Raw genomic sequence first — 18801 nt, 5'->3', positions numbered from 1 at the left:
CGCATCAGGCGGATGAAACGCCGATCGCCCGCTGCAGGTCGGTGATCGCGCGCAGGCAACTGTCGGCGGGGGTGGTCTCCGGATCGATCAGGCGGTGCAGGCGGAAACCATCTTCCAGCGCCAGCACGATCGCGCCGGTCCAGTCCGGATTGAGTCTGGCGTTCCTGCCGCTATTCTTCTGCGCGGTCTCGACGATGTCGGCGATCAGCTTGCGCCGCGCGCGCAGGCGCTTTGCGAGTTCGGGCCGGCGCTTCTCGGCGCGCGCCACGAACAGGATCATCTCCATATGCAGGAGAGGCGAGCGGCCGAGCGGATCCTGCCGGCTGCGGTCCACGGTGCGCAATGCCTCCAGGAAGTCGGCCAGGTCCTTGTGCTTGGCGAGCAAATCGAGATTGCGCCGGATCGATTGCTCGACGTGATCCTCGAGCATCGCGAAGATCAGCTCGTCCTTGCTCTTGAAGTTCGAGTAGAAGGCGCCGCGCGTGAAGCCCGCCGCAGCCGCGATGGCCTCGATGCTGGCGCCGCCGATTCCCTGTTCCTCGAACACCCGCGCCGCCGCCTCGAACAGCTTCTCGCAGGTGTCGTCCCGTGTCGGCCTGGTTCGAACCCTTGACATCGGCGCAGTTTAGGGCAGAATGCAACTCGATACAAGAGTGTATCGAGTTGCATTGATAAGACCAGAGTTGCTAAAACCAGAATGGCTGTACCCGTGTTGGTGCGGTCTTGAGGATGACACCAAGGCGCGCCAGAGTGCAGGCACCGGCGTAGCGCACGAACGAGGTCACCATGAACGAGCAAGTTCAGCCGGCCAGCGGCGAGCCGCTTTTCAATCCACTGGCGCCCGAATTCATTCGCAATCCCTATCCGTATTATGAGCGGCTGCGCCGCCTCGATCCGATGCATGTCAACGCGCACGGCGCCTTCGTGGCAAGCCGGCACGCGGAAGCCAGCCTCGTGCTGCGCGACAAGCGGTTCGGCAAGGACTATGTCGAGCGCTCGATCCGCCGCTACGGCCCCAAGATCATGGAGGAGCCGGTCATCCGCAGCATGAGCCACTGGATGCTGCAGCAGGATCCGCCCGACCACACCCGCCTGCGCGGCCTTGTCGTCAAGGCGTTTACCGCACGCCGGGTCGAGGACATGCGGCCGCGCATCCAGCACGTCGTCGACGAGACGCTCGACCGCATCATTCCGCAGGGAAAGATGGACCTGATCGAGGATTTCGCGTTCCGCCTGCCGGTGACGATCATCTGCGACATGCTCGGCATCCCCGAGGAGCATCGCGATGCCTTCTACAACGGCTCGCGCGACGGCGGCCGTCTGCTCGAGCCGGTGCCGCTATCGGCGGAGGAGATCAAGCAAGGCAACGCCGGCAACGCGATGGCCGCGATGTACTTCCACCAGCTGTTCGAGCTGCGCCGCAAACAGCCCGGCGACGACCTCACCACGCAACTGGTGCAGGCCGAGGAGAACGGCCAGAAGCTGACCAACGAGGAGCTGACCGCCAATATCATCCTGCTGTTCGGCGCCGGCCATGAGACGACCGTGAACCTGATCGGCAACGGCCTGCTCGCGCTGTTCCGCAACCCGGATCAGCTTGCGCTCCTCAAGGCCAATCCCGGCCTGATCACCAACGCCATCGAGGAGTTCCTGCGCTACGATTCCTCGGTGCAGCTAACCGGCCGCGTCGCGCTGGAAGACATCGAGGATCTCGGCGGCAAGCACATCCCGAAGGGCGAGAGCGTGCTGTGCCTGCTGGGCTCGGCCAACCACGACGAGGCTGTGTATCCGGACCATCCGGAAAAGCTCGACATCCAGCGGCCGAACGTGAAGCCGCTGTCGTTCGGAGGCGGCATTCATTTCTGCCTCGGTGCCCAGCTGGCGCGGATCGAGGCCGAGATCGCGATCTCGACGCTGCTGCGCCGGATTCCCGACCTGCGGCTCGATGACGCGGAAAATCCGGAGTGGCGGCCGACCTTCGTGCTGCGCGGGCTGAAGCGGCTCCCTGCGAGCTGGTGACATCCCGGATGCGCGGCAGGGCAGTAATCCTGCCGGGACGGCCGGTGTGCACGCACGCTTGAGCGGAAAACCGTCATCCGCCTGACGCCGCAGCGGTAAAGCCGCTGTGACTTCGCCATACTTGTCTCTATATTTGGGTTGCTCCGGCCGAGGGTTCAGCACCGCGGAGCGGACTCAAAGGGAGACACCGTGCAGACGACGCTGCTCGGCCTGGCAATCGCCTTCATTCTCGCACTGGTCGCCGCGCTGGTCGGTCCGTATTTCGTCGACTGGAACCAGTTCAGGCCGCAGTTCGAGGCGGAGGCATCCAAGATCATCGGCGCGCCGATTCGTGTCGCCGGCAATCTCGACGCGCGTCTGCTGCCTGCGCCCTCGCTGCGGTTGAAAGCCGTCACCCTTGGCGGCGCCAACGACCTCGGCAAGGTCCGGGCCGCCAATCTCGATGTCGAGCTCAGCCTGAGCTCGCTAATGCGCGGCGAGTGGCGCGCGAACGAGCTCACCATCAATGGCGTGTCGCTCGATCTCGGGCTCGATCCGAAGGGGCGGATCGACTGGTCTCCGTCGAGCGGGACTTTCAACCTTGCTTCGCTTGCGATCGACCGTCTCAATTTGACCGGCCGCGTCGCGCTGCATGATGCCGCAAGCCGCAGCACGCTCGAGCTGAACGACATTGCCTTCAGCGGTGATGTCCGCTCGCTTGCCGGCGCGGTCCGCGGCGACGGCAATTTCATGTTCGATGGCAACCGCTACCCGTTTCGGATCTCCTCGGGGCAGAGCGCCGACGGCAGCGGCACCCGCCTGCACTTCAACATCGATCCAGGGCAGCGGCCGGTGTCGGCCGATCTCGACGGCATCCTGACCTTCGAGGCCCGCGCGCCGCGGTTCGAGGGGACCGTGACGCTGGCGGGTACGGCGGGACAGCGCGGCGGCAGCGATATGCCACCCTGGCGGATCGCTGCGAAGGTGAGATCGGATTATTCGGCGGCACGCCTCGACCAGGTCGAGGTGAGCTATGGCGCCGAGGACCGTGCGCTGAAGCTCGCGGGCAGCGGCGATCTCCGTTTCGGCGCGTCGCCGCTGCTGCGCGCCTCGCTCACGGCACGGCAGCTCGATGGCGACAAGTTCGCGGCCAAGGACGGCAGTAACGGCAATGTCGAGCCGGTCCGTGTGCTGCCGGCCATGCGCGCGGTCCTGTCGGGCCTTCCGCAAAGCCCGATTCCGGCACAGGTGGAGCTTGCGTCCGAGCAGATCATGCTCGGCGGGCGTCCCCTGCAGGAGATCTCGGCGGAGCTGCAATCGGATGCGAAATCCTGGACGGTGCGCCGGCTGGAGTTTCGCGCGCCGGGATCCACGCGGGTCTCGATGAGCGGCGCCAGCGCGCAGGCCGGGACCTCGAACAGCTTCAAGACCGCGCTCAATATCGAATCGTCAGATCCCGATGCGTTGATGACTTGGCTGCAGGGACGCGGCGACATCACCTATCGCAGCCAGAAGCCGCTGCGGTTGCGCGGCGACGTCGCGGTGTCGCCGGCCGGGTTCTCGATCGACGCGATGAAGGCGGAGATCGAGGGCGGCACGGTCGAGGGCCGCGTCGCGGTCCTGCATCGCGAGGCGGCGAACAGCTCGAAGGTCGAGGCGCAGTTGAAGGCGGAGCGGCTCGATCTCGATGCGACCGCGGCATTCATCCGCTCGCTGGCCGGCCCGCAAGCCGAATGGCCGGACGAGGCGCAGCTGTCGCTCGACGTCGGTCGCGCGATCTCTTCGGGGCAGGAATTGCGGCCGCTGCTCGCGAAGATCGCCTATGGCCCGAAGAGCATTGTGCTCGAGCGCGTAAAGATCGGCCAGCCCGACAATGTCACGCTGGACGGCAGCGGCAATTTCGACCGTGCCAATTCGACCGGCAAGCTCGCGGTCGACGCGACCGCCGCGTCGCTTAGCCGGCTTACCGCCGTGGTCCAGCCGTTCGCGCCGGAGCTTGCCGCACGACTCGGCGTGCTCCGCGCGGATGCCGGTCCGGTCCGCGCCAAGCTCGCGCTCGACCTCGGCAAGGGCAAGGCCGCCGATCGCGTCAGTGCGCGCGCGACACTCGATCTCGACGCGCCGCAGCTCAAGGGCAATACGGTGATCTCGGCGACGCCGCCGATCGCTGCGATCCGTGCGCTGGATTTTGACGCACTTCGCCGCAGCGACGTGACGGCCGAGGCGAAATTCTCCGCCGGCGAGGGCAATGCGCTGCTGGCGCTGCTTGGGCTTGACCGCGCGGTCGCAGCCGGCGCGGGCTCGACGCAATTCGAGGGCGCGGTGAGCGGCGCGTGGCATGCGCCGTTGCGGCTGAAGGCGCGGCTCTGGGGCGCGGGGCTCGACGCGGACGCGGAAGGGACTGCGGAGCCTTGGACCAAGGATGGGGCCAGCGAGAGCAAATCGAGTGTCAGCCTCCGCGTTCGCAGTGCCGACATTAGTCCGCTGCTCAATCTGAAATCCTCAGATCCGGCCGCAAACATCCGCCTGTCGTCACGCCTGACGCTCGCGGGCGACAGGCTGACCTTCGACGATCTCGACAGCATTGTCGCCGGTTCGCGGCTGCGTGGCCGGCTGGCGCTGACGCTTGCCGATCAGAAGAGCGTCGAGGGCGAAGTCGGCCTCGATCAGATCACGCTGGCGCCGGTTTTCGCGGCTGCGATCGGCGCGGCCGGTCACGATACGACCGAGCCGCTCGGCCAGGGGCTGACGAGCGCCTGGCGCGGCAAGGTCACGTTCGAAGCGCTGCACGGTCTGCTGCCGGGCGGCGCCGAACTGCAGCCGGTCAGCGGCACCATCAGGTCGGACGGGCAGTCGCTGACCTTCGACGGCGTCAAGGGCAAGATCGGCGGCGGTGAGGCGACCGCCTCCATCGATGCGCGACAGGGCGTCAACGGACTTGCGCTGAACGCCAATGTGCAGCTGTCGGGCGTCGACGGTTCAGCCTTGCGCTATCGCAGTCTCGCGATGCCCAAGGGACGTGCCTCGATGCAGATGACGTTGTTGACGCAGGGTCGCAGCGCCTCGGCGCTGACCGGCGCAATGTCCGGCAGCGGCATCGTCACGCTGGAGGGGCTGAACCTTCCGGGTCTCGACCCGCGCGCGTTCGACATCGCGATCCGCGCCAGCGATTCCGGTCAGGCGACCGACGACACGCGGCTGAGACAGATCGTCGAACCGGCGCTCGCGGCCGGCGGGCTGTCGATCGCTTCGGCGCAAATCCCCTTCAACATCCGCGACGGCCGCATCCGGGTCGGCGCCACTGCGCTCACGGCCAACGGCGCCAACGCCATCGTATCCGGCGGCTACGACATTCCGGCCGACCAGGCCGACATCCGCACCGCGCTGGCGTCGACGCAGGTGGGCTCCGCCAACAGCCGCCCGGAAATCCAGTTGCTTGCGGTGGGCACGCCCGACGGGCTGACGCGCAGCATCGACATTGCGGCATTGTCGTCGTGGCTTGCGGTGCGCGCGATCGATCGCGAGACTAGGCGGCTCGATGCGATCGAGCGCGGCGAACCGGTGCCGCCGCCGACCCCGGCGGCGCTCCCGCCTCCCGCCGAACCGGCGCCGGACGCGTCCAACTCAAATTCGGCGGCGGTGCCCTCTGCGGACGTGCCGGTGCCCGGCCGTGATCCGCGCCGCGTGCCCGCGAAGCCGAAGATCGTGGCGCCGCGGCCGCCGATTGTCCCGCCAGTTGCGACCGCGCCGGCCGTCGTGCCGCCTGCGCCGGTTGCGAGCCAACCGCAGGTCGCGCCACTGCCGCCGCCGATCGAGGTCAAGCCGGTGCCTGGCGCGGCCAGGTCGAGGCCGCTGCGACCGCCATTATCGCTGACGCCGCAGGTCGCCAATCCGCCGCCCCGTCCGGCGATGCAGAACTAAAAAATTCAGGATTGGTGCTGGAGAATATTGATCAGCCTGTCGAAGGGATCGCGGACGAAGAAGCGCTGCACGCCCCACGGCTCGTCCGCCGGTCCGTATTCGATCGCAATGTGGGCGGCCTTCATCCGGCGCAGGACTTCGTCGAGGTCGTCGACCTCGATCGAGAGATCAGGCACCGCTGTGCCGGAGCCGCCTTCGGAAGCGAAGCTGATTTGAACCTGCATCGTTTCGGATGAGCCGTAAGTCGCAACCCAACCGAAATCCATCAGCGGCTCGAGGCCAAGGATGTCCCGATAGAACGACTTTGCTGCCGCGATGTCTGATGCGGCAACGTTCGCGACGATGCGATTCACCTTCATGCTGAAATCCGCGCAACGAACGACCGCCTGGATCGACGGTCGGAGAGGCGATCAGGCCTGCTGGCGCGTGTCGACCTGTTGCGGCCTGACATCCGTGGGCACGGCCGGGGTCGCGCGCGAGCGGAAGTAGTCGAGCACGAAAAGCCGGATCGCGGAGGACAGATTGCCCTGCTGACGGTTGTTGTCGATCTCGCCGACCAATTCCGACAGCGTCATGTTCCGCAGTCCGGAAATCTCCTTCATGCCGTTCCAGAAGGCCTCTTCGAGGCTGACGCTGGTCTTGTGTCCGGCCACGACGATCGAACGCTTGACGACAGGAGACTTCATGATGCGTCTCCATTTTCGATGCGATGCTGATCGAGCACGCGCGCGTTGCGCTCGCCGAGAAATTCGTCACGCGCTCGCTCGGCTTTGGTGCGACCGAATAGCGCACGATTGGCTTCGGCCTGCTGAGCCGCTTGTTCGCGCTCACCGCGCTTCTTGAATCGTTTCAGGTTGACCACGTCGCCCATGCTCGTCGTCCTCATCGTCCCCAGAGCGGAATTGGTGATGCATCGTGACAAAAACAAGAGCGATCGCGCTACGCGCCCGGCTCGATATCCATCCCGAATCCCCATTTGATGCTTGTGATAGCATCAAAGAATCCGTTTCGCTCTGCGAAAACTAGACGTCTGTACCATGCGCCGGCGCAGAGCTGATAGGTAACGGGCCTTAGTCTTTAGGCGTTATGATGCATAATTATATCACGCGGTCTGACCGTAATTATCCGGACATTGCGCGGCGTCCGCTCAGCCCGGGTGTGTCATTTTGTCCGGCTGCACGAGGCGATCAAATTCATCCGCAGACACAAATCCAAGCCGCAAAGCCTCTTCCTTCAACGTCGTTCCGTGCGCGTGCGCCGACTTGGCGACCTTGGCTGCATTGTCGTAACCGATCTTCGGCGCGAGCGCCGTGACCAGCATCAGCGAGCGCTGCATCAGTTCGTTGATGCGCTTTTCGTCGGCGCGTATTCCGACAACGCAATGCTCAGTAAATGAGCGGACAACGTCGGACAGCAACTGGATGGAATTTATCATACAATATGCCAACACGGGCTTGTACACGTTCAGCTCGAAATGGCCCTGGCTGCCGGCGACGGTGATGGTGGTCTGATTGCCGAACACCTGGCAGCAGACCATGGTCATGGCTTCGCACTGGGTCGGGTTCACCTTGCCCGGCATGATCGACGAGCCCGGCTCGTTCTCGGGCAGGATCAACTCGCCGAGGCCCGAACGCGGGCCCGAGCCGAGGAAGCGGATGTCGTTGGCGATCTTGAACAGGCCGGTCGCCACCGAATTGATCGCGCCGTGCACCAGCACATAGGCGTCGTTGGAAGCCAGCGCCTCGAACTTGTTTGCTGCGCTGGTGAACGGTAGCTTGGTGATCTCGGCGACATGCTTGGCGAAGGCGTTGGCGAATTCCGGTTTCGAGTTGAGGCCGGTGCCGACGGCGGTGCCGCCCTGCGCCAGCGGAAACAGCTCCTTGACCGCCGTGTGCAGCCGCGCGATGCCGCTCTCGATCTGCGCGGCGTAGCCGGAGAATTCCTGGCCGAGCGTCAGCGGTGTCGCGTCCTGGGTATGCGTGCGTCCGATCTTCACGATGTTGGCGAACGCCTCCTGCTTCCGGTGCAACGCCTGATGCAGCTCGGTGAGGGCCGGGATCAGGTCGGCGATGATGCGGCCCGCCGCCGCGATATGCATCGCGGTCGGAAACGAGTCGTTCGACGACTGGCTCATATTGACGTGATCGTTCGGATGGATCGGCTGCTTGGCGCCGAGCTCGCCGCCGAGCATCTGGTTGGCGCGGTTGGCGATCACCTCGTTCACGTTCATGTTGGTTTGCGTGCCCGAACCGGTCTGAAAGACGACCAGCGGAAAATGATCGTCGAGCTTGCCCTCGACCACTTCCCTGGCGGCATTGATGATGGCGTCGGCGCGGCGTGCATCGAGCTGGCCGAGTTCGCGATTGGTCTCGGCTGCGGCCAGCTTGACGACGCCGAGTGCATGGATGATCGCGATCGGCATCCGGTCGTGGCCGATCTTGAAATTCTGCCGCGAGCGTTCGGTCTGCGCGCCCCAGTAGCGGTCGGCTGGGACGTCGATCGGACCGAAACTGTCGGTCTCGCTACGGGTGGCGGCGTTTGATGGTGTCGTCGATTGAGCCATGGATGCTCTCCGTTGCGTCATCAGAACGCGGCCCGGCATCGCGCCGGGCTTTCCGCCGCGTCACGTCAGGCGTCCGCGCGGAGGCACGTTCATGCAGAAGATAATCCGGGAAGACGATCTGTCATCCCGGCCCTCGCAAGCATCCTACCAAGCATCCTACAAGGTCGAGGCGTGATCTGCGTTTAGATTATTTCTTGCGGAAGCGATCCAGCCGCACGACCTCGGCGCCTTCGCTGGGCTTCGCCGGCTCCTGCTCGGTCTCGGCCGTCTCGGCCTCGACTGCCGCGCGGGCGGCCGGTGCGAGAAGGGGAGAGGCCGGCGCCGCGGCGGGAGCAGCTTCCTCGGTCAGCGCGTCCGAGACATCGAACCGCAGATCGAACGGCGCGGAAGGATCGAGGAAGCGCGTCACGGCGGCAAACGGCACGGTCAGCCGCTCGGGGATCCCGCCGAACGACAGGCCGACCTCGAACCGATCTTCCGTCACCACGAGGTCCCAGAACTGGTGCTGCAGGATGATGGTCATCTCCTCCGGATATTGCGCGAGCAGCCGCGACGACAGCTTCACGCCATCGCCGTGCGACAGGAAGGTGATGTAGAAATGGTGCTCACCCGGCAGGCCATGTTCGGCGGCGTCGGACAAGACCCGGCGCAGCACCCCGCGCAGCGCATCGCGCGCCAGCACGTCATATCGGATGTGATCGGTCGCCATGGTGAACCTGTCGCTTCGAAAATGGACGGCGAGGCATCGCCGGATCGTCCGACTCGCCCTTTTGCCCATGCTACCCCGCCGGGAGCCGGAAATCAGCAGGGCTGGCAGCGGATGATGCGGGCTGGACGCCCGATCGGAGAATAAAGTGGAGGCTTCTGTTGCCAGGTGCCTCCGAACCCCGCCTAACGGAGCTTAACCCGTTAGGACTTTAAGATGGTCTTTCAAACCGCGTTACGCAGCCTGAGCAACCGGAGCAAAGTTGTCGTTGGCAACTATTGCATTAGCCCGATAACGGCGGAACCATACCGAGAAAAAACGCGCCCTTTACGCCCTCGTCGATCCTATTTCGCCCCCGCCAAAAGCCACTGAAGCAAAGGGCTTGAGGTGGGTTTTGGTGGAGGCGCCGGGTACCGCCCCCGGGTCCGAATGGTTTATTGCGACGGTCATTTATTTCCATAGCCGGCGAACCGGCACCCCCAATATAGCGGCAAAGCTGTAGAAAAACAGAGCCGATTCAGGCCTTTTCAGCGGTGAAAACGCGCCGATTTGGGCTGGTCCGCGTCCTGGCGCTGTGTCTTGGCACCGTCCCCGCGTCGTTCTAGATTTTGTCCATGCCCCCGGAATCCCCGCCGGTTGCCGCCCCGGCGCCGGATGCCTCCGTACCGTCTCCGGCCCACCGGCCCAGCCTGCTCGAGCTGTTCCTGGCCTTTGCCAGGATGTCGCTGGCAGGCTTTGGCGGGGTCCTGGTCTGGGCCCGGCGGTCGATCGTCGAGCAGCACGGCTGGATGACGGCGGAAGAGTTCAACGAGACCTTCGCGCTGTGCCATTTCCTGCCAGGTCCGAACATCGTCAACCTGTCGGTCGTGTTCGGCTCGCGCTTTCGCGGCATCGCCGGCGGGCTCGCGGCCTTCGCCGGGCTGGTGGGGCCGCCGATGGTGATCGCGACCGTCCTTGCCGCACTCTATGCCCGCTACGGCGATATCGACGTGCTGCGCCGGACGCTCGCCGGCGTCGCCTGTGCCGCGGTCGGGCTGCTGTTCGCCGTCGTCCTCAAGATGATGATGCCGCTCTTGCAGCGGCGCGATGTCACGGGCCTCGCCATACTGGCGGCGGTTTTCGTCGCAATCGGTCTGATCCGGTGGCCGCTCCAGGTCGTGCTGCTGGTGGCGATCCCGCTCAGCATCGCGACGACGATCCTGGCGCGCCGCATGGTGAAGGCATGAGCTCGGATTCCAACCCGATCGCGGCGCTGGTCTGGACCTTCGGTCTGATGTCGCTGTTTGCGGTCGGCGGGGCCAATTCGGCGATCCCCGAAATGCACCGCGCCGCCGTCGACGTGCATCACTGGCTGACCGACAAGCAGTTCGCCGACGTGTTCGCGATCTCGCAGCTCTCGCCGGGGCCGAACGTGCTGATTGTGACGCTGATCGGCTATTCTGTCGCAGGCGTTGCCGGGGCGTTTGCCGCAACAGTGGCGATGTGCGGGCCGACCGCACTGCTTGCCTATTATGTGAGCCGCGTCCTCGATCGTTCGCGCGACGCGCGCTGGCCGGCGATCATTCAGGCCGCATTGGTTCCGCTGTCGATCGGCCTGATGGCCGCCAGCGGCCTGATCGTGGCGCAGACATCAGACCAAAGTTGGATCGCGGTCCTGATCACCATTGTCGCGGCTGCGCTTGCCTTTGCGACACGGATCAATCCCTTATGGATGTTGCTTGCCGGAGGTCTCTTGGGTTTTGCTGGCGTTATCTGACGAAAATCGCTAGCAAGGCTTTCGGTCAACGCACCACAAGCCAAGCCATTCAATCAATATGGGCGGGACAGCCCTGACGGGGGAAGCGAAGTCATGAGCGATACGCCGAGCGAGGCGCCGGTCAAGTCGATGTTGCCGAAATGGGTACGCGGTCCGCAGGACTTTGTCGGCGGGCTCGCCATGATGGCGGTTGCGCTGTTTGCGTTGTGGGCCTCGAGCGATCTGCAGGGCATGCACGGATTTTCGTTCGGCGCCGGAACCGCGCCGCGCATGTTCGCCGTGCTGCTGCTGTTGCTCGGCGGCGTTGTCGCGCTGATGGGGATTTTGCAGGACGGTCCGCATATCGCGGCCTATTCCTGGCGCGGCCCGTTGTTCGTATCAGCGGCGATCGTGTTCTTTGCATTGGCGATCCGCCCGCTCGGGCTCGTCGTCTCCGCCTTTGCCGCCTTCCTGATCGCGGCGATGGGCTCGCACGAGACAAGATGGATCGAAGCCATCATCGTCGGCGGCTGTCTGACGCTCGGCTGCGCGTTGCTTTTCCCCTATGTGCTGGGACTTCCGATGCCGATGTTCCCGCGTTTCATGATCCAGTGAGGACGTGATGGAACTGTTTGCCAATCTCGCCCACGGTTTCGCGGTCGCATTCTCGCCGATCAACCTTCTGATGTGCCTTATCGGCGCATTGGTCGGCACGCTGGTCGGCGTGCTGCCGGGTATCGGCACCATCGCCACCGTCGCAATGCTGCTGCCGATCACCTTCGGCCTGCCGCCGGTCGGTGCGCTGATCATGCTCGCCGGCATCTATTACGGTGCGCAATATGGCGGTTCGACTACCTCGATCCTGGTCAATATTCCGGGCGAGGCGACCTCCGTGGTCACCGCGCTCGACGGCCACCAGATGGCCAAGCAGGGCCGCGCCGGTCCGGCGCTGGCGATCGCTGCGATCGGTTCGTTCTTTGCCGGCTGCGTCGCAACCGTGCTGATCGCCGTGCTCGGCGCGCCGCTGACCAAGCTCGCGCTGGCGTTCGGCCCCGCCGAATATTTCTCGCTGATGGTGCTCGGCCTGATCTTCGCGGTGGTGCTCGCCAAGGGTTCGGTGCTGAAGGCGATCGCGATGATCGTGTTCGGCCTGTTGCTGTCGATGGTCGGCTCGGACATCGAGACCGGCGCCTCACGCATGGCGTTCAACATCCCCGAGCTTGCCGACGGCCTTGGCTTTGCCACCGTTGCGATGGGCGTGTTCGGCTTCGCGGAGATCATCCGGAACCTCGACCATGGCGCGGAAATGGACCGCAACCTGGTGCAGCAGAAGATCACCGGCCTGATGCCGACCAGGAAGGACCTGGTGGATTCCGCGCCGGCGATCGTCCGCGGCACCGTGCTCGGCTCGATCCTCGGCATCCTGCCGGGCGGCGGCGCGGTGATCGCGTCGTTTGCGGCGTATACGCTGGAGAAGAAGATTGCGAGGGATCCGTCGCGGTTCGGCCGCGGCGCGATCGAGGGCGTGGCGGCGCCGGAAAGCGCCAACAACGCCGCGGCGCAGACTTCGTTCATCCCGCTGCTTACCCTCGGCATTCCGCCGAATGCGGTGATGGCGCTGATGGTCGGCGCGATGACCATCCATGGCATCGTGCCGGGTCCGCAAGTGATGGTGAAGCAGCCCGACCTGGTCTGGGGCATGATCGCCTCGATGTGGATCGGCAATCTGATGCTGATCATCATCAACCTGCCGCTGGTCGGCATCTGGGTCCGTCTGTTGCGCGTGCCGTACCGGCTGATGTTCCCCTCGATCGTGGTGTTCTGCGCGATCGGCATCTACTCGGTGAACAACGCACCGGTCGACGTCGTGCTCGCAGGCGCGTTCGGCCTCGTCGGCTATTGGCTGATCAAGCACGATTTCGAGCCGGCGCCGCTGCTGCTCGGCATGGTGCTGGGCCCACTGATGGAAGAGAACCTGCGCCGCGCACTGCTGATCTCGCGCGGCGACTGGAGCGTGTTCGTCTCGCGTCCGCTGTCGGCGGTGCTGCTGGCGATCGCGGCGGGCCTCCTGGTGCTTGCCGTGCTGCCGACCTTGCGTGCGAAGCGCGACGAGGTGTTCGTGGAGTCCGAGGGCTGAGTGCTCCGCCGGCCCTGCGTCGGCGCGCCGCAGGCGGAAGTCGAATCGACACTCGATGTCGTCCCGTGAAATGAAAATGCCGGCCGATTTGGCCGGCATTTTATTGGTCAAACGTTCCCGGGAGGAATTGAGATGATGTCCATTCGCTCGCTTGCGGGCGCATGCCTTTCGGCATTTGCCGCGCTGAGCGCATTCGCCGTGCCGGCGTCTGCGCAAAACTATCCGACCCGCACCATCACCATGATCGTGCCATTCGCAGCCGGCGGTCCGACCGACGTCATCTCGCGCATCGTCACCGCGCACATGGCGCAGACGCTCGGACAGAGCATCGTCATCGAGAACGTGGTCGGCGCCGGCGGTACCACGGCTACGACGCGCGCCGCTCGCGCCGCCAATGACGGCTACACGCTGGTCACCGGACACATGGGCACGCACGCCGCTTCCGTGCCGCTCTATCCGAAGCTTGCCTATCACCCGGAAAAGGATTTCGAGCCCGTCGCGCTGCTCGCGGGCACGCCGATCCTGATCCTTGCCCGCAAGGATTTTCCTCCGAAGGATCTCAAGGAATTCGTCGTCTACGTGAAGGCCAATGCCGAGAAGGTCAATGCCGCGCATGCCGGCATCGGCTCGGTCTCGCATGCCTCCTGCGAACTCTTGAACTCGATCCTCGACATCAAACCGGTCGGCGTGCCCTTCAACGGCACTGGCCCGGCCATGAACGCGCTGGTCGCCGGCCAGGTCGATTACATGTGCGACCAGATCGTCAACGCGGTGCCGCAGATCAACGCCGGTACCATCAAGGCCTATGCAATCGCGACCCCCGAGCGCAACCCGTCGCTGCCCGACGTGCCGACCACGACGGAAGCCGGCTTGCCGGCCTTCCAGGCCCAGGCCTGGAACGCGATCTTCGCGCCGAAGGGAACCTCGCCCGCGATCATCGCCGCCCTGAATGCTGCGGCCATCAAGGCGCTCGATGATGAAAACGTCCGCAAGCGCCTGCTCGAGCTCGGCAGCGTGATCCCGGCGCCCGCCAACCGCACGCCGGAGGCGCTCGCGACCCTCGTCAAGAATGAGATCGCAAAATGGACCCCGGTGCTGAAACCGGCGACTTAAGCTAGCGCAATCAAGCGGATAGAGCAGGGGTGGAACGCGAGTTCCGCCCCCTTGTCGTTTGGCGCTGGGGTGCTCACTTTTCGGGGTATAATCGGCACATCCAGCCGAATCAGCGTGTCGGCCGGCGGCCTCCGCCGCTAAATTCGCCGCTCTCTCGAAGGCCCGAAACAGACGCCATGAACCAGTATCACGACCTGCTCGAACGCATCCTCGCCGACGGCGCGGCGAAGCACGACCGCACCGGCACCGGCACGCTGTCGATCTTCGGCCATCAGATGCGCTTCAACCTGTCGGCCGGGTTCCCGATGCTGACCACCAAGCGGTTGCCGCTGAAGGCGATCGTGCACGAGTTGCTGTGGTTCCTCGCCGGCGACACCAACATCAAATATCTCAACGACAACGGTGTCACGATCTGGGACGAATGGGCCGACGCTAACGGTGATCTCGGCCCGGTCTACGGCTCGCAATGGCGCTCCTGGCCGGCACCGGACGGCCGCAGCATCGACCAGATCGCGAACGTGATCGAGATGATCAAGCGCAATCCGGACTCGCGGCGGCTGATCGTCAGCGCCTGGAATCCGGCCGAGGTCGACAAGATGGCGCTGCCGCCGTGCCACTGCCTGTTCCAGTTCTATGTCGCCAACGGCAAATTGTCCTGCCAGCTCTATCAGCGCTCCGGCGACGTATTCCTCGGCGTGCCCTTCAACATCGCCTCCTATGCGCTCTTGACCATGATGGTCGCGCAGGTGACGGGCCTCAAGCCCGGCGATTTCGTGCACTCGCTCGGCGATGCGCATCTCTACTCGAACCATCTCGAGCAGGCGCGCCTGCAGTTGACGCGGCCGACGCGGCCGTTGCCGACGATGGCGATCAATCCCGACGTGAAGGATATCTTCTCGTTCCGTTACGAGGACTTCAAACTCGAGGGTTACGACCCGCATCCGCACATCAAGGCCGAGGTGGCTGTATGAGTCGCGGTCTGAGGGATTGAATGTCGCTGACCATCCGCCGCGCGCGGCCCGATGAGGCCGGACTGGTGTTCTCGCTGGTCCACGAGCTCGCCGAATACGAAAAGCTCTCCCACGAGGTCCACGCCAGCGAGGCTGATATCGCCGACGCGCTGTTCGGCGCAGACCCGCGGCTCACTTGCGACATCGCGGAATGGAACGGCGAACCCGCCGGCTTCGCGGTCTGGTTCGTCAATTTCTCGACCTTTGCCGGCCGCCACGGCATCTATCTCGAAGACCTCTTCGTGCGCCCGGCGCTGCGCGGCAAGGGGATTGGCAAGGCACTCCTGGTGCATCTGGCAAAGCACTGCCTCGCCAATGGCTGGTCGCGGTTGCAATGGGCAGTGCTCGACTGGAACGCGCCGTCGATCGCATTCTACAAATCGCTCGGCGCCGAGATGATGGACGAATGGACGATTTGCCGCGTCTCCGGTCCGGCGCTGTCGGCGCTCGCGGAAGAGGCGCGCTGATGGAGATCGTGCTCGTCGTTGCAGTCGCCGAGAACGGCGTGATCGGAAACGACAATGCAATTCCGTGGCGGCTGAAGACCGATCAGCAGCGCTTCAAGGCCATCACGATGAACCGGCCTGTCGTGATGGGACGCAAGACGTTTGAATCCCTGCGCAGGCCGCTGCCGGGACGGACCAACATCGTGGTGACGCGCGATGCGAACTACCGCGCGCGCGGCGCCATCGCCACGACGTCATTCGAAAACGCCCGCGCAATTGCGCTTGGTGACGCGCTGCGGCGTTTCGCCACTGAGATTGCAATCATCGGGGGCGCGGAGATCTACGCGCAGTGGATGGGCACGGCCGATCGTCTCGAGATCACCGAGGTCCACGCCCGTCCGGACGGCGATACACGGTTCGACAAAATCGATCCGAAGGAGTGGGACGAGGTCGCGCGCGTAAGAAATCCGGCAGGTCCGGACGACAGCGCCGACTTCTCCTATGTGACATATCGTCGGCGCGGCCGGGGTTAACCAATGTTGCATTGACAATTATGCCCCGGCGCATAGCTCGTCCGCCGAGGAAGCTTGCGTTGTAAGGGCCCTAGCGGTCCCCTATAACCGGGCCGGACATTCGAGGCCGGGCGTCCCGTCCGGACTTGTCGAGGAGATGTTTGATGCCGTGGAAAAATCAAGGCGGGGGGCCCTGGGGCTCGGGTCCGAAAGGGCCATGGGGCACCGGTCCGCAGTCATCCGGGCCGAGGCCGCCGGATCTTGAGGATCTGCTGCGGCGCGGTCAGGACCGGCTGCAGCAGTGGCTGCCCGGCGGGCATTTCAGCGGCATGGGTATCGCGCTGGTGCTGGTCGCCGCGCTGGCGATCTGGTTCGCCACCGGCATCTTCCGCGTCCAGTCCGAAGAGCTCGGCGTCGTGCTGCGCTTCGGCAAGTATGACCGCGATGCGCAGCCGGGCCTGCGCTATCACCTGCCATATCCGATCGAGACGGTGCTGCTGCCGAAGGCGCTGCGCGTGAACACGATCTCGATCGGCATGACCCTGATCGACGATCCCGCACGGCGCGGCCGCACCATGCGCGACGTGCCGGAAGAGAGCCTGATGCTGACCGGCGACGAAAACATCGTCGACGTCGACTTCACCGTGCTGTGGCGTATCAAGCCGGGCGGGGCCGGCGCATATTTGTTCAACATCCAGAATCCCGAAGGCACCGTGAAGGCGGTTGCCGAAAGCGCGATGCGCGAGGTGATCGGCCGCTCGCAGATCCAGCCGATTCTGACCGGGGCGCGCAACGTCACCGAGCAGAACGTCCAGGAGCTGATGCAGAATACGCTCGATACCTACAAAGCGGGCATCCAGATTGCGCAGGTGCAGATGCAGAAGGTCGATCCGCCGGCGCAGGTGATCGACGCATTCCGCGACGTGCAGGCGGCGCGCTCCGACCTCGAGCGCAAGCAGAACGAAGCACAGACCTACGCCAACCGGATCGTGCCGGAAGCGCGTGGTCGTTCCGCTCAGATCCTGCAGGCCGCCGAAGGCTATAAGGAGCAGGCGGTCGCCGAGGCCAAGGGCCAGAGCGCGCGGTTCCTGAAAGTCTATGACGAGTACAAGAAAGCACCCGACGTGACGCGCGAGCGCATCTATCTCGAGACCATGGAAAAAGTGCTCGGTAGCTCCGAGAAGCTCGTTTATGACGGCGGCCAGGGCCAGAACATCGTGCCCTACCTTCCGCTCGGCGAACTGACGCCGCGGCGTCCGCCGGCAGCAGCGCCGGCCACGACCGGCCAGCAGGGAGCCACGCGATGAGGTCCCCCGTCACCGGGATTGTGTCCCTGATCATCCTCTTCATTGTCCTCGCCGTCGGATACAGCTCGATATTCACCGTGCAGCAGACCGAGCAGACCATCGTCTTGCGGTTCGGCGAGCCGGTCGATGTCGTGACCGATCCCGGGCTGCACTTCAAGGCGCCGTGGAATTCGGTGATCAACGTCGACAAGCGCATCCTCGATCTCGAAAACCCGTCGCAGGAGGTGATCGCCTCCGACCAGAAGCGGCTGGTGGTCGACGCCTTCGCGCGCTATCGCATCAAGAATGCGCTGCGCTACTACACCAGCGTCGGCTCGATCCAGGCGGCCAACCTGCAGCTCACCACGCTGTTGAACGCGGCGCTGCGCCGCGTGCTCGGCGAGGTCAACTTCATCACGGTGGTGCGTGACGAACGCGAGAAGCTGATGTCGCGGATTCGCGAGCAACTCGACAAGGAGGCCGACGGCTACGGCATCGAGGTCGTCGACGTCAGGATCCGCCGTGCCGACCTGCCGGAGCAGAACAGCCAGGCGGTCTACGACCGGATGAAGAGCGAGCGTCAGCGCGAGGCGGCCGAGTTCCGCGCGCAGGGCGATCAGAAGGCGCAGGAGATCCGCTCGAAGGCCGATCGCGAAGCGACCGTCATCGTCGCCGAGGCGAACTCGGCCGCGGAACAGACCCGGGGTGCCGGCGACGGCGAGCGCAACCGCCTGTTCGCCGAGGCTTACGGCAAGGACAAGGACTTCTTCGCGTTCTATCGCTCGATGACGGCCTATGAGAACGGCCTCAAGTCCGGCGACACGCGTTTCCTGTTGCGGCCGGACTCGGAATTCTTCAGATACTTTGGCAGTGCCAACGGCAGGACGCCTGAGGCGGCCGCCGCGCCGAAGCAGTAACGTCACGACTTGAACATCACGACTTGAACATCAAGACTTGGCGGCGAAGCGGACAACGCTTCGCCGCCACCCAAGAACAACAAACATCGAGCGGGAGGCTGCCATCCGATGAAGTCCATAGCGTTCGGCGACTTCCTCATCGGGTTGGGAATCCTGTTCGTGCTCGAAGGCATCCTGTTCGCGGCAAGCCCCGCCTGGATGCGCCGGGCGATGAAGAGCGCGCTTGCGACACCCGACAACGTGCTGCGTATCGTCGGCATCGGCTCGGCGGTCGCGGGACTTGTCCTGATCTGGGCGGTGCGGCGCTGAGCATTGCCTGTTCCAGCGCGCAGATCGTGCCGGAATGAACATAATCGTGAGCCTCTCGCAGCCGGTTTTTCGCCGAAATGCCCGGCTGAGATGCTTGCGCCATATGCCCGTTCGGGCGCACTCTGTGACCACGGGCGCACTACGCGAC

19 protein-coding genes and 1 other RNA gene are annotated in these 18801 nt (G+C 64.7%); 13 read left to right on the top strand and 7 right to left on the bottom strand.

Going from position 1 to position 18801, the window contains the following annotated elements; all coding sequences use genetic code 11:
• Nucleotides 1-4: 4 nt before the first annotated feature.
• A complete protein-coding gene (locus ABIB78_RS08305) occupies nucleotides 5-616 on the bottom strand; it encodes a TetR/AcrR family transcriptional regulator (protein WP_429023512.1) in 612 nt (203 codons plus the stop codon).
• A gap of 170 nt (nucleotides 617-786) precedes the next feature.
• Here ABIB78_RS08305 and ABIB78_RS08300 point away from each other — a divergent pair, with 170 nt between their 5' ends.
• Together ABIB78_RS08300 and ABIB78_RS08295 are read left to right on the top strand one after the other, a co-directional pair.
• A complete protein-coding gene (locus ABIB78_RS08300) occupies nucleotides 787-2019 on the top strand; it encodes a cytochrome P450 (RefSeq protein ID WP_429023509.1) in 1233 nt (410 codons plus the stop codon).
• A gap of 189 nt (nucleotides 2020-2208) precedes the next feature.
• Nucleotides 2209-5919, top strand: coding sequence for an AsmA-like C-terminal region-containing protein (locus ABIB78_RS08295; protein WP_429023507.1), 3711 nt, complete (start codon nucleotides 2209-2211; stop codon nucleotides 5917-5919).
• Nucleotides 5920-5924: 5 nt separating this feature from the next.
• On the opposite strand, the gene ABIB78_RS08290 is transcribed toward ABIB78_RS08295, so the two are convergent.
• From ABIB78_RS08290 to ssrA, 6 genes are all read right to left on the bottom strand, one after another.
• Nucleotides 5925-6278 carry a VOC family protein gene (locus ABIB78_RS08290; RefSeq protein WP_429023505.1) on the bottom strand — a complete coding sequence of 118 codons (354 nt, stop codon included), beginning with the start codon at nucleotides 6276-6278 and terminating at the stop codon, nucleotides 5925-5927.
• 51 nt (nucleotides 6279-6329) lie between these two features.
• The gene (locus ABIB78_RS08285; RefSeq protein ID WP_024580116.1) at nucleotides 6330-6605 is read right to left on the bottom strand and encodes a ribbon-helix-helix domain-containing protein; all 276 of its coding nucleotides are present in this window, start codon (nucleotides 6603-6605) and stop codon (nucleotides 6330-6332) included.
• Nucleotides 6602-6790, bottom strand: a complete 189-nt coding sequence (locus ABIB78_RS08280) for a DUF4169 family protein (protein ID WP_429023502.1) — start codon at nucleotides 6788-6790, stop codon at nucleotides 6602-6604. Before ABIB78_RS08280 ends, ABIB78_RS08285 begins: the two co-directional genes overlap by 4 nt.
• Before the next feature lie 276 nt (nucleotides 6791-7066).
• The gene (fumC, locus tag ABIB78_RS08275; protein WP_429023500.1) at nucleotides 7067-8482 is read right to left on the bottom strand and encodes a class II fumarate hydratase; all 1416 of its coding nucleotides are present in this window, start codon (nucleotides 8480-8482) and stop codon (nucleotides 7067-7069) included.
• A gap of 187 nt (nucleotides 8483-8669) precedes the next feature.
• A complete protein-coding gene (locus tag ABIB78_RS08270) occupies nucleotides 8670-9191 on the bottom strand; it encodes an SspB family protein (protein WP_429023497.1) in 522 nt (173 codons plus the stop codon).
• Nucleotides 9192-9335: 144 nt separating this feature from the next.
• Nucleotides 9336-9701, bottom strand: a transfer-messenger RNA (tmRNA) gene (gene ssrA, locus ABIB78_RS08265).
• Nucleotides 9702-9802: 101 nt separating this feature from the next.
• Between ssrA and ABIB78_RS08260 the strand changes: the two genes are divergently transcribed.
• From ABIB78_RS08260 to ABIB78_RS08210, 11 genes are all read left to right on the top strand, one after another.
• Nucleotides 9803-10414: a chromate transporter gene (locus ABIB78_RS08260; protein ID WP_429023494.1), complete on the top strand. Its 612-nt coding sequence runs from the start codon at nucleotides 9803-9805 to the stop codon at nucleotides 10412-10414.
• Nucleotides 10411-10944, top strand: a complete 534-nt coding sequence (locus tag ABIB78_RS08255) for a chromate transporter (RefSeq protein ID WP_429023492.1) — start codon at nucleotides 10411-10413, stop codon at nucleotides 10942-10944. Before ABIB78_RS08260 ends, ABIB78_RS08255 begins: the two co-directional genes overlap by 4 nt.
• A 93-nt stretch (nucleotides 10945-11037) precedes the next feature.
• Nucleotides 11038-11538, top strand: coding sequence for a tripartite tricarboxylate transporter TctB family protein (locus ABIB78_RS08250; protein WP_429023490.1), 501 nt, complete (start codon nucleotides 11038-11040; stop codon nucleotides 11536-11538).
• Between the two features lie 7 nt (nucleotides 11539-11545).
• A complete protein-coding gene (locus tag ABIB78_RS08245) occupies nucleotides 11546-13060 on the top strand; it encodes a tripartite tricarboxylate transporter permease (protein WP_429023488.1) in 1515 nt (504 codons plus the stop codon).
• Between the two features lie 132 nt (nucleotides 13061-13192).
• On the top strand, nucleotides 13193-14173 hold the full coding sequence (locus ABIB78_RS08240; protein ID WP_429023486.1) for a tripartite tricarboxylate transporter substrate-binding protein: 981 nt from the start codon (nucleotides 13193-13195) through the stop codon (nucleotides 14171-14173).
• Between the two features lie 176 nt (nucleotides 14174-14349).
• Complete coding sequence (locus ABIB78_RS08235) at nucleotides 14350-15144, top strand: thymidylate synthase (RefSeq protein ID WP_429023484.1); 795 nt, start codon at nucleotides 14350-14352, stop codon at nucleotides 15142-15144.
• Between the two features lie 20 nt (nucleotides 15145-15164).
• Nucleotides 15165-15650 (top strand): N-acetyltransferase family protein, encoded by a 486-nt coding sequence (locus ABIB78_RS08230; RefSeq protein ID WP_429023482.1) that lies wholly within the window; start codon nucleotides 15165-15167, stop codon nucleotides 15648-15650.
• Nucleotides 15650-16162 carry a dihydrofolate reductase gene (locus tag ABIB78_RS08225; protein WP_429023479.1) on the top strand — a complete coding sequence of 171 codons (513 nt, stop codon included), beginning with the start codon at nucleotides 15650-15652 and terminating at the stop codon, nucleotides 16160-16162. The genes ABIB78_RS08230 and ABIB78_RS08225 overlap by 1 nt, the downstream gene beginning before the upstream one ends.
• A gap of 143 nt (nucleotides 16163-16305) precedes the next feature.
• Nucleotides 16306-17448, top strand: a complete 1143-nt coding sequence (gene hflK, locus ABIB78_RS08220; protein WP_429023477.1) for an FtsH protease activity modulator HflK — start codon at nucleotides 16306-16308, stop codon at nucleotides 17446-17448.
• Nucleotides 17445-18344, top strand: coding sequence for a protease modulator HflC (gene hflC, locus ABIB78_RS08215; RefSeq protein ID WP_429023475.1), 900 nt, complete (start codon nucleotides 17445-17447; stop codon nucleotides 18342-18344). Before hflK ends, hflC begins: the two co-directional genes overlap by 4 nt.
• Nucleotides 18345-18452: 108 nt before the next feature.
• Complete coding sequence (locus tag ABIB78_RS08210; RefSeq protein WP_429023473.1) at nucleotides 18453-18653, top strand: DUF2065 domain-containing protein; 201 nt, start codon at nucleotides 18453-18455, stop codon at nucleotides 18651-18653.
• Nucleotides 18654-18801: the final 148 nt, after the last annotated feature.

It is taken from the genome of Bradyrhizobium sp. I1.14.4 (genome assembly GCF_050435825.1).
GTDB lineage: Bacteria > Pseudomonadota > Alphaproteobacteria > Rhizobiales > Xanthobacteraceae > Bradyrhizobium.
The sequence above is the reverse complement of the archived record's forward strand: the minus strand, read 5'-3'. Positions and strand labels throughout refer to the sequence as shown.

What these genes read in the sequence shown, in the direction of transcription:
- ABIB78_RS08305 (WP_429023512.1), bottom strand. Translation starts at nt 616, where the DNA reads ATGTCAAGGGTTCGAACCAGGCCGACACGGGACGACACCTGCGAGAAG.
- ABIB78_RS08300 (WP_429023509.1), top strand. Translation starts at nt 787, where the DNA reads ATGAACGAGCAAGTTCAGCCGGCCAGCGGCGAGCCGCTTTTCAATCCA.
- ABIB78_RS08290 (WP_429023505.1), bottom strand. Translation starts at nt 6,278, where the DNA reads ATGAAGGTGAATCGCATCGTCGCGAACGTTGCCGCATCAGACATCGCG.
- ABIB78_RS08285 (WP_024580116.1), bottom strand. Translation starts at nt 6,605, where the DNA reads ATGAAGTCTCCTGTCGTCAAGCGTTCGATCGTCGTGGCCGGACACAAG.
- ABIB78_RS08280 (WP_429023502.1), bottom strand. Translation starts at nt 6,790, where the DNA reads ATGGGCGACGTGGTCAACCTGAAACGATTCAAGAAGCGCGGTGAGCGC.
- fumC (WP_429023500.1), bottom strand. Translation starts at nt 8,482, where the DNA reads ATGGCTCAATCGACGACACCATCAAACGCCGCCACCCGTAGCGAGACC.
- ABIB78_RS08270 (WP_429023497.1), bottom strand. Translation starts at nt 9,191, where the DNA reads ATGGCGACCGATCACATCCGATATGACGTGCTGGCGCGCGATGCGCTG.
- ABIB78_RS08260 (WP_429023494.1), top strand. Translation starts at nt 9,803, where the DNA reads ATGCCCCCGGAATCCCCGCCGGTTGCCGCCCCGGCGCCGGATGCCTCC.
- ABIB78_RS08255 (WP_429023492.1), top strand. Translation starts at nt 10,411, where the DNA reads ATGAGCTCGGATTCCAACCCGATCGCGGCGCTGGTCTGGACCTTCGGT.
- ABIB78_RS08250 (WP_429023490.1), top strand. Translation starts at nt 11,038, where the DNA reads ATGAGCGATACGCCGAGCGAGGCGCCGGTCAAGTCGATGTTGCCGAAA.
- ABIB78_RS08245 (WP_429023488.1), top strand. Translation starts at nt 11,546, where the DNA reads ATGGAACTGTTTGCCAATCTCGCCCACGGTTTCGCGGTCGCATTCTCG.
- ABIB78_RS08240 (WP_429023486.1), top strand. Translation starts at nt 13,193, where the DNA reads ATGATGTCCATTCGCTCGCTTGCGGGCGCATGCCTTTCGGCATTTGCC.
- ABIB78_RS08235 (WP_429023484.1), top strand. Translation starts at nt 14,350, where the DNA reads ATGAACCAGTATCACGACCTGCTCGAACGCATCCTCGCCGACGGCGCG.
- ABIB78_RS08230 (WP_429023482.1), top strand. Translation starts at nt 15,165, where the DNA reads ATGTCGCTGACCATCCGCCGCGCGCGGCCCGATGAGGCCGGACTGGTG.
- ABIB78_RS08225 (WP_429023479.1), top strand. Translation starts at nt 15,650, where the DNA reads ATGGAGATCGTGCTCGTCGTTGCAGTCGCCGAGAACGGCGTGATCGGA.
- hflK (WP_429023477.1), top strand. Translation starts at nt 16,306, where the DNA reads ATGCCGTGGAAAAATCAAGGCGGGGGGCCCTGGGGCTCGGGTCCGAAA.
- hflC (WP_429023475.1), top strand. Translation starts at nt 17,445, where the DNA reads ATGAGGTCCCCCGTCACCGGGATTGTGTCCCTGATCATCCTCTTCATT.
- ABIB78_RS08210 (WP_429023473.1), top strand. Translation starts at nt 18,453, where the DNA reads ATGAAGTCCATAGCGTTCGGCGACTTCCTCATCGGGTTGGGAATCCTG.